Below are 13478 nucleotides of genomic sequence, written 5' to 3' on the forward strand. Positions count from 1 at the left end.
CTGTAATCCATGACGACATCCCCGGTGCTGCCGCCCGTTGCGCTCTCGACCGAGCGTCTCTGGGTGGTAGGAATCGGCGCGCTCGCGATGTTCGTCGCATTCGCGGGTGACGGCATCCGTAATTTGATCACCATCTGGGGCTTCGCGGCGCTGGCGATTTTCGTTGCGCTGGCGTGCGTGGTGGGAATCATTCGGGTCAAGCCGGCGATCGACAGGTCACGGCTACCGAAGGCGTTGATCGGTTTTCTGGGCTTCGCGGTGCTCTCAACGGCGTGGTCTGCGTACACCGGGGCCTCGCTGTTCACGCTCCTTGGCACCACCCTGACGACAATCGTTGGGATTTATCTTGCGCTCGTGCTCACCTGGTCAGAGGTCGTGCGGGTTCTTGCCATCGCGCTCAAATGGGTGCTCGGTTTGTCGATCCTGTTCGAGCTCTGGGTCGCATTCATTGTCCGCTCCCCTGTGCTGCCGCTCTTTGTTGACTTCGGCGACGAGAAGCCGCCGCTGCTCGCGATGTGGTCGCGCAATCTACTTCTCGAGGGCGGGCGCATCCAGGGGATCTTGGGCAATTCGAACCTGCTGGCCGTCATCGCACTGTTCGGCATCGTCATCTTTGGCCTGCAGCTCACGGCCGGCAGTGTGCGCCGCAGCTGGGGAATTGCATGGCTCGCTCTCGCGGTTGTGATTTTTGGGCTGACGCGCTCGAGCACAATGATTATCGCCGCGGTGGCCGCAGCCATAGTGCTGGGGGCTGCGGTTCTCATTCGAAGAAGCACGACGGCGAGGGGCCGCACCGCCGTATATTTCGGGCTCGGAGCACTTGCTGGCGTCGGCGTCTTGTTTGTCACGGTCTTCAACAACATCTTCCTCGCGCTTTTCGGCAAGAGCCCCGACCTGACCGGCCGTCTCGGCATCTGGGAGGAGGTCATCACCCTCGCGCAGCAACGCCCCTGGTTTGGTTGGGGCTACTCAAGCCCGTGGATTCCGTGGGTCGAACCGTTCGATGACCTCATCGTCCGTCGTGGAGTGCTGCAGTTGCACGCTCACAATGCCTGGCTCGATGTCTGGTTCCAGCTCGGCGTGATCGGAGTGGTCCTGTTCGCTGCGGTCGTCGTGTCTATGTTGTGGCGCAGCTGGTTCGCCGCGGTCGACCGCCCTCGTTTCGACCTCCGTGACGACCGTCCGTACACAGTGCTGTCATTGTTGCCGATCCTCCTGGCGGTGGTGCTCGTCGTGCAGTCCGTCGCCGAGAGCCGCATCCTGATTGAATCGGGCTGGGTACTCGTTGTCGCCCTCGCGCTCAAGACGAAGCAGTACCCGGTGATGGATGCCGTGAAGCAGCCCACCCTCTCCCCCGAGCTCGCTGTCGAAACCGGCCGATGACCTCTCCGCGCCCGTTCCCGCATCACCCTGCCATCGCCACGCTGATTCGAGGGCTGGCCAGCGCTCACGCCGCAGCAGCCCTGAGCCTGACCATCTTCGGAGTGGCCTTTGCCACACCGTTGATTCGGTCGATGCTCGGCTGGAACGGGTTAGTCGGCGTCGTAGCAGCTCTGGTTCCGATCGCCATCCTGGTCGTGATCGCCAGGTGGGACACAATCGAGTGGCACGGGCTTTTGCCGGTCTCGATCTTCGCGTTCGTGGGGTGGTGCCTGCTTTCGACGTTCTGGACGGACCACCAGTGGGTCACCCTCGCCAGCTCGCTGTACCAGATCGCCTTTGCATTTCTGGGTCTGACGGTCGCGCTCACGAGGGACATGATCCAAATTGTGCGGTCCGTGGGTTCCGTGCTTCGTGCGCTCCTGACCGCGTCGATCGCGATCGAAGTACTCTCCGGGCTCGTCCTCGACATGCCTTTCGCGTTCATGGGCGTACAGGGAAACATCGCCATGGGCGGGCCGATTCAGGGCGTGTTCGGCACGCGCAACATGCTCGGATTCATGGCGCTGATTGCACTCGTGACGTTCGTGGTCGAGTGGCGAACGCGCGCGGTGACCAGGGGCACACTGATCTACTCCCTCGCGATCGCCGTCGCCTGCCTCGGCCTAAGCCAGTCCCCGGTCACAGCCCTCGTCGCTATGGCTCTCGGTCTGGCGGCCCTCGCCCTGTACGGACTCCGCCAGGCGCCGAAGGAAACCCGGCGCACCCTCCAGTGGGCGCTAGCCGGGTTGACCCTCATCGGGCTCTACATCACTTACCTGTCACGGTCGCGCGTGCTCGCCCTGCTAAACGCGGGAAGCGAATTTGAGTACCGTTACTTGCTCTGGTCCCAGGCTTGGAAGCTTGTCCCCGTTCATGACCTCGAGGGTTGGGGCTGGACAGGGTTCTGGCAGGACGTGGCGCCCTACAGCTACATCAATAATGCGCTTGTCCGCGAGCATGACACGAGCCTCAACGCTTTCCTCGACGTCTACCTTCAGGTCGGCCTTGTCGGCCTCTGTGCTTTTCTCGCTCTGATCGTTTTGGCATTTGTGCGCTCGTGGCTGCTGGCCTCAAACCGCCGAACTGTCACCTACACCTGGCCGGCACTGGTTATGGTCGCGCTGATCGCCACCAGCACCGCTGAAAGCTTCATCCTTGTCGAAGCTGGCTGGTTGCTCCTTGTTGTCTGTTCCGTGAAGGCGTCTCAGAACATGAGCTGGCGGTCCCGGTTGCGGAACAGTACGGTTTCCCCCGTACCGACCGAGTGACGCTTGCCTGCTCAGCACGGACTCTGCGGAGGCGGTCGTTCGAGTGAGCGAAACCACCGTTGGTAGACTTTCCAGCGTGAAGATCCGCGAGCTCGCCGTCCAGGGCGCATTTGAAGTAACCCCCCAGCAGTTCCCCGACGACAGGGGGGTCTTCATGGAGTGGTACCGATTCGACAAGCTTGAGGCCGTCGTCGGCCATCCGCTGAGGCTTGCGCAAGCGAATACATCCGTCTCGCGCAAAGGGAGCCTTCGGGGCATTCATTATGCCGACATTCCGCCGGGCCAGGCAAAGTATGTCACTGCCATGCGTGGAGCAGTTCTTGACTTCGTAGTCGACATCCGCGAAGGTTCAGCCACTTTCGGGCAATGGGACTCCGTGCTACTCGACGACGGTGATAGGCGGGCTGTCTATATCTCGGAGGGCCTCGGACATTGTTTTCTGGCGCTCACGGACGATGCGACAGTGTCCTACCTTGTTAGCGAAACGTTCAGTCCCGGCCGCGAACACGGGATCACTCCACTCGACCCAGATATCGATCTGCGCTTCCCGCTAGAAGCAGATGAGCTGCTGCTGTCCGAGAAAGACCGGGGCGCGCCAACCCTAGGCTCGTTGACAGGAAAGAACGTCCTCCCCCAATGGAGCGACTCGCTCAAACTCTCCGCAGTATTGCAAACAGGCACGAAAGGCATGAGGAATTAGTATGCGTGGAATCATTCTCGCCGGAGGATCGGGCACTCGCCTTTGGCCCATCACTAAGGGCATCTCGAAGCAACTGATGCCGATCTATGACAAGCCCATGATTTATTACCCCTTGTCCACCCTCATGATGGCGGGTATCACGGAGGTACTCATAATCACGACTCCGGAGTACAACGCGCAATTCAAGGCGCTCCTTGGCGATGGTTCCCAACTCGGCATGCGGCTCGAATACGCAGTCCAGCCCTCGCCCGACGGCCTCGCGCAGGCATTCATCATTGGGGAAGAATTCATCGGAGATGATTCTGTCGCCCTCGTTCTCGGGGATAACATATTCCACGGAGCCGGACTGGGAACTGCACTGAAGAAGAATTCATCCGTCAACGGGGCACTCATCTTTGCGTACCACGTGGCTGATCCCACAGCGTATGGAGTGGTCGAATTTGACGACTCGATGCGAGCGGTTTCCATCGAAGAAAAGCCGCTGCAGCCGCGCAGCAACTACGCCGTCCCAGGCCTTTATTTTTATGACAACAAGGTAGTCGAAATAGCAAAGTCTATTGAGCCGAGCGCCCGAGGGGAACTTGAGATTTCGTCGATCAACGAGGAGTATCTAAATCAAGGCACCCTCAAAGTTGAGATACTAGCTCGCGGCACCGCATGGCTGGATACCGGCACCTTCGAATCGATGATGCAGGCCAGCGACTATGTTCGTGTAATCGAAGAACGCCAAGGATTCAAAGTCGGTTGCATCGAAGAGATTGCTTGGCGCAATGGTCTTATTTCGTCCGCGGAGCTCGGCGAACTGGCAGAGCCGCTCGTGAAGAGTGGATACGGTCGCTACCTGCAGACCCTGCTGAAGTAAATAATGTACCGAGCACAACTTCGGTGCTCCCGCTACGCGAGACGTTGGACGTCCGCAACGTGGGCGCTACGCGGAAACGCCCGCGCCTTGGGTTGAAGTGCCCAGATCGCACCTGCTCCTCATGTGAGCGACGCCAAACTGTGCTCACTGTCAAGGGCTGCGCTACCCCAGCACCGGGACATGAAATTCAAAGACGGTCAGATGTTCGCCATTTCGAATCTTTGCATCGCAAGGGCGCCGCCGGTGAGGCAACGACAATGGTGATGATGACCCTCCGGATATCGCCAGAGAGCGCGCAGCCTCCGCGCGCAACCGCGGCGAGACGTCCACTCGGGTGCGCGCGTAGCGGCCCGCTGGAGACCGCTACGACCGGCTCTTTGACCTCCCGCGCCTTATGGTCAGACGATCTCTGATCCAATCAGGGGCTCACATGTTTCAGGGACCCGCAAGGCTTCCGGTCTCTCGTGACAGGGCATGGGGCCTGCGCCACCACCCGATCGCAAGTGAACTCGAATGCGGCTTGCGACTCTTCCAAGGCATGTCTCACTCCGCTTGTGGCTGAGAGCTAAGATCGCGTTCGAGCCCACAGTCGAGCCGGCTCTGAGCTGCGCGTTCCTGTGCGTGGGGGCTTACGGGTTCAGGCGGGATCCAGGGCCTGTACTCCTCTGTCAGATTCGTCACTTCGCCCAATGCGATCGTTCCTTCGTCTGAGAAACACCGCTACTGCCCAGCCAGCAACGCCCATGACCGCGAGCACGAACGCGGCCACCTCTATATGCCAACCGGGCGGTCGGAAAGTTATCGTCACAGTGTCCCCGACGCGACCTCCGGGGACGTCCACGCCGAGGAGGAATCCATCGACAGGGCTGCGAGTCAAGTCGGCATTCTCTGCGAAATAGCCAGGCCAGGCCAACCTGCTAAAAGCCACTGTGCCACCGTTCGAAGGGACTGCGACCACTCGCAAGTTGATCTCGGTGTCACTTATTCCAATCGTTTCGACTTCGGTACCTTCGCTCGTCCAAACGACTCCCCCCGCGGGAGGAATTGGTTCTATGCGCGTCCACTCAGCCGTCAGCCCCTCGTCCGAAACAACCCTCCATCCTGGCGGCGGCGATTCCCAAGCGGACGCGGGTACCGATGTTTTTAGGATTTGGAGACTGTTTATGGATAGTTGGTCGACGAGAAGGAGCCCCGTAGCCCGTCGCTCGAAGAGCGAGTCAAGCAATTCCGGGCAAGTCCCTCCTAGGTACTGCAAGCAGAGCGCGGAGTTGTAGGCTGCAAAACCGATCAACTGATAGCGGTTCTGTACTCTAGCTGGACTGAGATACCACGAGTTTGCCATGGACGTTTCTCGCCAAGCGGCTGGGTTACCTCCATACTGCGTTGGGTCGCCGACCACGAGCACATCGCCTGGGAGGTCTTGCAGGACGCTCTTCGCGATACTCGTATCCGCCGGCACATTGTTTTTGGAAAGCGGACTCGCTGGAGTGTCGTGGTGCTGAATCAAAGTCGTCATAAGTGCAATGGTTGCGACAACGCCGGCGACCCGGCCCCATTGCGTCCCGTCTTGACGCCACCTGTTGGTACGTAAAACGAACCAAACCAGAAATACTCCGACCGATGCGCAAGCAAAGGCTGCAAGGAGCGCAAGTAAATGGCTCGGTAGCTGCGCCCATGCCAAATACGCTCCAATCGCGATGATTGCCAGCGCGGCAATCAGCCTTTGTTTACTCATTCTCGGAGCCGGCCATCGACTGAGGAGAATCACGCTCAGCAAGATAGCTGCGAGCGCTACATAAGGCATGAAACGCACTGGATACCGGAGAGGTCCGATCACCGTGGGAAGCAGGACATAAGCTGTCGCGAGAACGAGCACGATCGCCACATCACGAATCAACGCTCTACCCGCGACCGCCCTTTTCCAATCGACAAAACACAAGACAGGAAGGAACCAGGCAATGTAGAGCATGGGGCTGGTAGCCGTTGGGCCCGTCCACCACCATGAAGCAACCTGTGGGAACGCGGTTGCGAGCGTTGAGCTGAGCAGCCCAGCGATATCCGTGGCCATCATTCCGTCGTTGCCAACTACGGACACGGCACGATTCGTCACCGAGCCCGTTAGCACGCCAGGTAGAAACACTGTCACCGCAACGAGAACGAGGGCTAGTCCGACGCCGACGACTTTCCACGCGGATGGCCAAGCGCGACGAAGGAGGGCATCAATCCCGACCGCAAGCAACACGAACCCGATCGCAAATGTGCCTTGAAGATAGCCCACGGTGACAATCAAGTAGCCGCTCAGGAAAGCCCACAAGGGCAGGTCCGCGCCAAGAACTAAACGTCTCAACATGAGCCAGAAGTACGGAATCAAAGCCCACACAATGAGGCCGGTAACCCAAGACGGGCTATCGAAGTAGACGGTGAAGCCGTTTAACGTCACGGCGACGCCACCAACGAAAGCAAGCTCGGGCCGGGCGCCATACGACCGCGCCAGCAGGAAGACCCCAACCGACGCCAACACAAGGAAACTTATCTTTATCGCTGTCATGGTGGCCACTGCGTTACCACCGAGATAGGTCATCACGCCCAGCAGCATCATCAGTGGGTTCCAGGTGCCCCATTGACCCTCAGCGAGGAAATTCCCGCTCGACCACACTGAGGGGTCTAGGACAGGAATCTTCCCGGAGGTCAGACTTTGTCCCAGATGGAACCAGACGCCGAAGGCCCCATTCTCGGTATCATCCTGAAAATAGAATCGACGGTTCCACATCAATGGGAGCAAGGCAAGTACGGCAGTCAATCCCGCAGTCGCCAACAACCATGAACCGGCGTGGAGCGCAGGGCGTGCGGTGTCGTCCCCTTGGGTACTCTGCCCAACCATCGTGTCGTCCCTTCGGAGCGGTCCCGTCTGTTTCAAAGCGGCCGAAACGGGCGGCGAAGCGGTGCGGAGCCCGCCCGTCACCCTAAGCGTCCGCCAGCGACTGCGGGAAATCACGACGCGGGTTGAACCCGACTGCTTGGGCGAGCTTGCCGAACATGGTCACTCTGTGCCGCCACGCCACTTTCCCTCGCTTCATCCCAATTACAACGCGCGCCGCGAAGATCAAGAATGAGAACACATTCTGGTGGTGGAGCCTGTACGAGCCTTCATTTCTGACGCCGTAGGCGAACTTCCAAGCATTTCGGTCGTCGATCATCCCAAAATTCACGCCCCTGTTATCGCCCATGTCATGAACGACGACGCTGCTCAATACCTGAACACCAGGGCAAATCGCAGTCAACCGCAGGGTGTACTCGTGATCATCAAACCAAATAAAGTACTCCGCATAGGGCAGGCCGTTCTTCTCAATCGCCCAGCGGGGTATAAGAACCGATACGAACGAGCAGCTCTTCACCATGACGCTGTTCTGCCCACGCGAGATTAGGCGTGCCCAGTCCCAAGTCGTTTCCGGGTTATTCATCTCGCAGATTGAGCCATCGACAAAGTTGACCAGGGAACATGCGAACGGAACGTCCGGACCAAGTTCGCCGACTGCTGCGTCATAACCCCGTTCGAGTTCACTCAACGAGTCAGCCGCTGGGTAGCAATCATCATCCATGATCCACACGAAGTCGTGCCCCAGGTCGTACGCTCGTCTCATCCCTGTAGAGAATCCGCCCGCGCCCCCGGTGTTAGAACCGAGCGTCACTATCTCGAGCCGATCGGACGATGGCAAGCCTTGTAGGTACTGACCAGTTCCATCTGTTGAGGCATTGTCAACGATGATCAGTGCATCTACCGGGCGCGCCTGCGCTTCTATAGATTCGATGACCGTCTTGAGCTTCTCGAGCCGGTTGAATGTGACAATTACGGCGGCTATTGTTGCCATTTGGTGTAAAGCTCCTTGGTCCATTCATGGGCGGGGCGAAGGCTAGCGAACTCATTGGCGAGTTGCCTCTCCTGTTGCCAGTTCTTTTCGCGCAGCGGCTCGGATTCGACCAAGGCGCGGACGATTCGCTCGGATTCGTCGATGAATCGCTGCGGCGAGCGGGGAACCAGAAGGTCAGGTGCGACCAAAGTTGACTGGGAACCTACATCGGCAGACAACACGGGCACTCCGGCTTCGATAGCCTCAATGGTTGTCAGAGTGACGCCCTCGTTCTGAGAACTCACCACCAAAAGATCACTTTTCGCGAGTGTTTCGGCCACTGGGATCTTCTCAGTTGCGAATTCAACTACGTCATTCAACTTGAACTTCGTTACTTGGTGCCTGACAAAATCTTCCAATTCCCCGCTTCCGTGCAGAATGAATTTCACGGGCAGTCCGCTGTCGACCAGCCGCCTGGCTAAGCGAACGAACAGGTAGGGCCGTTTCTGATGTGCCAAACGTCCGACAAACGCCACGGTGAATAAAGCTCGGTCGCGCCGTGATTTGACGGCAGATGCCTGCGGGGTTTCGAGAGTGGTTAGGCCGAATAGTGGAGCGAGCGCTACCTTCTCCGGAGCCACGCCCTGAACTCCGATCAGCCACTCTTTGAGCTGCGGAGAGATCACGTGATGAATGTCGATGTAATCGTCGTAGCGCGCGCCGTGATACGGATAGCCACCGCCGTTGTACTCGAGGATGTGGAGAGTCTCAACGATCGGGACCTGCGGGAGATGCGCTCGTAGCCAAGGTAGGCGGTCGTACAACCACATGCTGTGGTGGACAAACACCCCAGACAAGTCATAGTTGGCAAGTATTGCCTCGAGCAACGGCTCCGAATGCTCTGGCTGACCAACCGGGTGAGTCAACGTGATGACGATGGCACCGTCGAGTTCCGCCTTGGTAATCCACGAATGGGATGAAGGTACGTCCGTAATCACGATTGGGACGAATCCCTCGCTGCGCGCGAGACGAATAGTTTCCACGGCCCAGCGCTCCGCCCCTCCCAAGTCGAGCCAATGCAAACCGAACAAGATCGCTTTCGGTCCCTCGATGAGGGACGGTTCGGCAGGAATCGCGGCCACTCGCTCGCGCGGTATTCGACGCGTGTTGAGCTCGGCCTCACGACGGTGGAGTAACCTCTGCCTCACAAAGTCATATTGCGCAGGGAAACGTCGTTCAGCTTCAGCCCGCAGTCGCCAGTACGGACTCAAACGCGACAGCGTCGCATGAGCGGTTACAGTTTCAGGATCGCGGTCGACAATGATATGCCGCTCCCCTGTCTCGACGTCAGGAACCCACTTGCCTTGGACGGGTGAATAGTGCTGATGAACGTTGCCTCTTGCTAGGCTTCTAAAGGCGAAAGAGCCCACAAATTGAGCGTTGGTTCCATGTTCCCCACGACGCGTAGAGAAATCCGTGTAGTGGGTGTGATCGCCTGCATTAGCGATATATATGAAAGCCGTCAGCTCGGCTCCTGGGTTGTCCAGTGCGTGAAACACGATGGCGCTCGAGACCAAGCGGTCCTGCCGGGCGCTCAGAGCCTCGCGAACATGCCGCCTGCGATCGATGTCCATCACTTGGAATAGCTCAGAGACGTTCGCGCCGCTCTCTTGCATGAAACATGAACCTTTCGATGGGAGTTCCCGGTGCCACGCCCAGCGAGCAGGCACCCGCCAACCGATCCAGTATAGGCGACCGACCTTGAGGCTCTCGCTGGAGCCTGACGGGGAACGCCGACACGCCTATATCCGGGTCATCGGCGCGTCGTTCACGGCCCGCTCGGGCACGTGAGCCAGCGACATACGCCGCATGGCCCGCCGACTCGGTTCTTCCAGATAGCGCCAAAGTACATATCCGCAAGCCACGACAACTACCGGAATGAGAAGGAAGCCCAGCTTGGACCCGATCGTTCCGGGAGCGAGCAACCCGACTTTCTGTTGTAGCCACCAAAAAATCTCTATTAGGGGCATGTGGACGAGATACACGCTGTACGAAATCATGCCGCCAAGAACCATGACTCGATTCGCTAGCAGCCGCGATAGGCCCCCTTGGCTTAGTGCGAGGCCACCGATCAACACCAACAGCACCGGTATCAGCAAGGCTCCAGCTTGAGGGCGACCGATTAGCTCGATCGCAACAGCCAGTGCAAAAAATATAACGACCGCCGCCCAGGTGACGCCTTGGGCAAGCTTCTCTGTCCTCTTAGAGTCGCTGACTTTGGCCAACGCGTAATAGAGGACTGCGCCAGCCATAAATTCGCCAAGAATCCGCACAACCCACATAAACGGTGCGTATAGCCCCAGCGTGGCCGAGAAGAGAACCACAGGAAGGAGAGCTCCGAAGGCCAAACCCATCAGCGCCCGCCGCGAAAGAGCATGACCCATGCGATATATGAGCAGAGCGATAACGGGAAAAAGAAGGTACGCGAACGCTTCGGCCGAGACTGACCAGGCCGCTCCATTCCACGTAAGGCGTTCAAAATCCGGCTCCGTCCATTGCACGATCAGGAGAGCTTGGCGAAAGAAACTGAGAACGCTGTATTCCCGAGGTGCTACCGGGTCAGGTGAGGCAGTTGCTACGAAAATGCCATGCCAAATGGCTGTGAAAAGCAGCATTGCCATATATGCAGGCCATATTCGCGCGAGGCGCGCCCACCAGAAGACGGCAACCGATCTGCGCGTGAACGTCACGCCCATACGGTCTCCGTAGTTCATCGCAAGAATGTAGCCGCTTAGCATGAAGAACAAATCCACACCAAGCTCTCCATGCGACACGACCGGGCCTATGACCGCGTACAACCCAGGCGCTTCGGAAGCGATATTCCCCCGGATGTGGAACAACACCACCCATAGTGCTGCGACTATCCGGATCCCAGTCAACGATCGCACATGGCGTACCGCACCGGGGGCTATTTGGGCATCAGCCATTTGTTTCTTCCTCAACTGCCGCTTGGTTGGATCCTGCCGCGCGCGGCGCGCTACCGGGCTGGGGAGCGGCAGCTGTGGCGCGGCTTCGGAGCCGGTGTTCCAGTACGAGGCGCTCGAGACCGCCCGACCCGGCCGGGTCCGACAGAGCGTTTCGCCGATGCCGTCGTTGCACCTTGGCGGCTAGCCACAGCACGGTCCACGTAAGAACAAGAACCACGAGCAACACAGCGGCGATTATCTGGACCTTCCCGCCCGGATTTACGAACGCAACGGTCACTCTCTGGCCCTCGCTAGAAGCAGGCACGTCGACCGACATGAGAAACCCGTCCATTGGCTCAGAAGAAACGGTTCCACCGCTGACCTCGTACCCCGGCCACGAGATACGACTGAGGGCAAGAGAACCTCCGCCCGCTGGTACAGAATCGGCGACGAAGGTGACGGAATCCTCAGAGGAGACAACGTTGGACACCGACATGCCTTCGGACGTCCAGACCACCCCACCCGCGCCCGCAATCTGTGTTTTTCTGCTAATCAAACGGGTCTGATCAGAATCCTCCACGATTTCCCAGCCGGCAGGTACAGTCTCCCATTCATTGGCTGTAAACACTCGCTTGACCAGTTGAATACTGCTGACGCCCAAATTGTCAACGAGGAGGTTGCCGGTATCCGGCTGGATCTCAAACAATTTTCTATACAGGTCTGCGCACGTTGACCCTTGATAGACCATGCACAAAGAGTCCTGGTACCCAGGGTAGAAGACGGATGTGTATGCGTTTTGGACGCGAGCATCCGATACGTACCAAAGATTACCGATCGAAGTCTCTCCCCAATCATCCGGGTGAACTATCCCGTCCACAATTCCCCCTACCACGAGCACATCCCCAGCCGCGCCGGCCAGAGGGGACCGCAGATCGCTAACCGAATGGGGCACTTTGTAGTCGGTCAGGGGGCCATTGGGGTGCACGACATGCTGGGGCACGACGACAAGGCAAGCTCCGGCCAGCATCAACACCGGCACGGCGGTCGCGGATAGCCCAGTGAGCCGACCTGAACGGAGATGACCGGACGGAGACCCGGTCGCCTGACTTGTGGGCGCTGATGTCAAGCGGTAAATCAGCGCGAACACAAGCAGAGCGACGCCGGTGAACAGGAGGATCGCGGGCCCATACTTTGGGGACTGGACGAACGTCAGCCAGGCGCTAGAAACGGTGAAGGCCACCGCTGCCACGAACCGTCGGCGAGGGACCGGGCGCAGGAATGCGCGAGACAGTCCCACGGCGAGAATCACCAAGAGGGGAAGCGCAAAGTACGGCATCATCCTGATCGGTATCCGCAGAGGGCCAAAGTCGCTGGGAAGCAACACTCCCACCAGTGCAACCGTTAGGACTACGATGACGCTGACACGCGCTCGAAGCAAGGGCGCGAGTTTCGACCACTCAATGAAGAAGAACAGCGGGAAGAACCAGGCCGTGTAAAGCAACGGAGCATCAGGAAAGTTGACACCCCATAGCCCGACCTGAGGCACTCCAACTGCGGTACTTGACGCGAAAATACCGGACAAATCCGCCGTCAACAATCCTGTGTTCACCACGCTCTGCACGCGACCCGAGACTCCCGCAGTCAAGAGCGCAGGTAGGTGCACGATCACCGCAAAGAGACCGGCCCCTATCGAGACCACGAACCCGCGTACCATCGTTGGACCGTGCCGGAGCAAAATCGCCTCAACCAAAGTCGCGGCGAGGGCGACCGCCAGGAAGAGCGTCGCATGAAAATATCCGATGCCTATCAGCAGCATGCAAACGAATATTGAGAGAACTAGTCCTTTCCCCCTGAATATTGCTCGTCGCGCAAGTCCCCACGCGAACCCGAAAAAGCTCCACGCAAGCAATCCGTTGACCCATGACGGAGCATCCAAATAATATGTAACGCCTACGAAAGGGAGGGCGGCCGCGACTGCTGCGGCGAATGGTCGGGTCGCAGCAAAGGTTCGGGACAGGACGTACATGCCAAGCCCGCCCAAAACTAAGCAGACCACTTTTACGCCAGTGCTGAACCACATGGCGTTCGGCACTAGGTGTGACGCGAGGCCGATGAGCCACAGCGGCGGACTGTAAAGACCCCACGCCCCTTCAGCGAGGTAATTCCCGGACTGCCAAACTAGAGGGTTGATGGGCGACCAGTTCCCCTCCAAGATACGGGTCCCGATTTCGTACCACTGCCCATACGCGCCTATCTGCGTGTCGTCGACGAAGAAGTAGGAGCGGTTGACTAGCAGGGTCCCTGCCGCGCCTGCCAGAATCGCCAAAACGACGAGCAGGGGCCAAAGGAAACGGGAGCGCATAGGTCACCATTATCCCTCATCACTGAAGGGACGACCTCACCGCACCCGCT

The 13478-nt window shown here is 58.8% G+C and carries 9 protein-coding genes; 4 read left to right on the forward strand and 5 right to left on the reverse strand.

Annotated elements, in window-relative coordinates:
* The first annotated feature begins 9 nt into the window (after window positions 1–9).
* The 4 genes from D9V28_RS10930 to rfbA all read left to right on the forward strand — a co-directional run bounded on the left by D9V28_RS10930 (window position 10) and on the right by rfbA (window position 4252).
* Entirely contained in the window at window positions 10–1383 is a 1374-nt protein-coding gene (locus D9V28_RS10930; RefSeq protein ID WP_121659786.1) for an O-antigen ligase family protein, read from the forward strand.
* A complete protein-coding gene (locus D9V28_RS10935; RefSeq protein WP_229728067.1) occupies window positions 1380–2690 on the forward strand; it encodes an O-antigen ligase family protein in 1311 nt (436 codons plus the stop codon). Before D9V28_RS10930 ends, D9V28_RS10935 begins: the two co-directional genes overlap by 4 nt.
* 76 nt (window positions 2691–2766) lie before the next feature.
* Window positions 2767–3390, forward strand: coding sequence for a dTDP-4-dehydrorhamnose 3,5-epimerase family protein (locus D9V28_RS10940; protein WP_121659787.1), 624 nt, complete (start codon window positions 2767–2769; stop codon window positions 3388–3390).
* Window position 3391: 1 nt separating this feature from the next.
* Window positions 3392–4252, forward strand: coding sequence for a glucose-1-phosphate thymidylyltransferase RfbA (gene rfbA, locus D9V28_RS10945; protein ID WP_121659788.1), 861 nt, complete (start codon window positions 3392–3394; stop codon window positions 4250–4252).
* A 637-nt stretch (window positions 4253–4889) separates the two neighbouring features.
* Here rfbA and D9V28_RS10950 read toward each other — a convergent pair.
* The 5 genes from D9V28_RS10950 to D9V28_RS10970 all read right to left on the reverse strand — a co-directional run bounded on the left by D9V28_RS10950 (window position 4890) and on the right by D9V28_RS10970 (window position 13428).
* Window positions 4890–7052 carry a hypothetical protein gene (locus D9V28_RS10950; protein ID WP_183086504.1) on the reverse strand — a complete coding sequence of 721 codons (2163 nt, stop codon included), beginning with the start codon at window positions 7050–7052 and terminating at the stop codon, window positions 4890–4892.
* Window positions 7053–7215: 163 nt separating this feature from the next.
* The gene (locus tag D9V28_RS10955; protein WP_121659790.1) at window positions 7216–8121 is read right to left on the reverse strand and encodes a glycosyltransferase family 2 protein; all 906 of its coding nucleotides are present in this window, start codon (window positions 8119–8121) and stop codon (window positions 7216–7218) included.
* Complete coding sequence (locus D9V28_RS10960) at window positions 8109–9776, reverse strand: glycosyltransferase (protein ID WP_121659791.1); 1668 nt, start codon at window positions 9774–9776, stop codon at window positions 8109–8111. Before D9V28_RS10960 ends, D9V28_RS10955 begins: the two co-directional genes overlap by 13 nt.
* A gap of 126 nt (window positions 9777–9902) precedes the next feature.
* Window positions 9903–11087 carry an acyltransferase family protein gene (locus D9V28_RS10965; RefSeq protein WP_121659792.1) on the reverse strand — a complete coding sequence of 395 codons (1185 nt, stop codon included), beginning with the start codon at window positions 11085–11087 and terminating at the stop codon, window positions 9903–9905.
* On the reverse strand, window positions 11080–13428 hold the full coding sequence (locus D9V28_RS10970) for a cyclin family protein (RefSeq protein WP_121659793.1): 2349 nt from the start codon (window positions 13426–13428) through the stop codon (window positions 11080–11082). The genes D9V28_RS10965 and D9V28_RS10970 overlap by 8 nt, the downstream gene beginning before the upstream one ends.
* Window positions 13429–13478 lie beyond the last annotated feature (50 nt).

Origin of the sequence: Mycetocola zhadangensis (genome assembly GCF_003668565.1) — a bacterium.
In the GTDB taxonomy this organism is placed as follows: Bacteria; Actinomycetota; Actinomycetes; order Actinomycetales; family Microbacteriaceae; genus Mycetocola_A; species Mycetocola_A zhadangensis.

Bases quoted from the DNA above. Each gene is read 5' to 3' on its own strand.
- D9V28_RS10930 (WP_121659786.1), top strand. From the start codon at position 10: ATGACGACATCCCCGGTGCTGCCGCCCGTTGCGCTCTCGACCGAGCGT.
- D9V28_RS10935 (WP_229728067.1), top strand. From the start codon at position 1,380: ATGACCTCTCCGCGCCCGTTCCCGCATCACCCTGCCATCGCCACGCTG.
- rfbA (WP_121659788.1), top strand. From the start codon at position 3,392: ATGCGTGGAATCATTCTCGCCGGAGGATCGGGCACTCGCCTTTGGCCC.
- D9V28_RS10955 (WP_121659790.1), bottom strand. From the start codon at position 8,121: ATGGCAACAATAGCCGCCGTAATTGTCACATTCAACCGGCTCGAGAAG.
- D9V28_RS10960 (WP_121659791.1), bottom strand. From the start codon at position 9,776: ATGCAAGAGAGCGGCGCGAACGTCTCTGAGCTATTCCAAGTGATGGAC.
- D9V28_RS10965 (WP_121659792.1), bottom strand. From the start codon at position 11,087: ATGGCTGATGCCCAAATAGCCCCCGGTGCGGTACGCCATGTGCGATCG.
- D9V28_RS10970 (WP_121659793.1), bottom strand. From the start codon at position 13,428: ATGCGCTCCCGTTTCCTTTGGCCCCTGCTCGTCGTTTTGGCGATTCTG.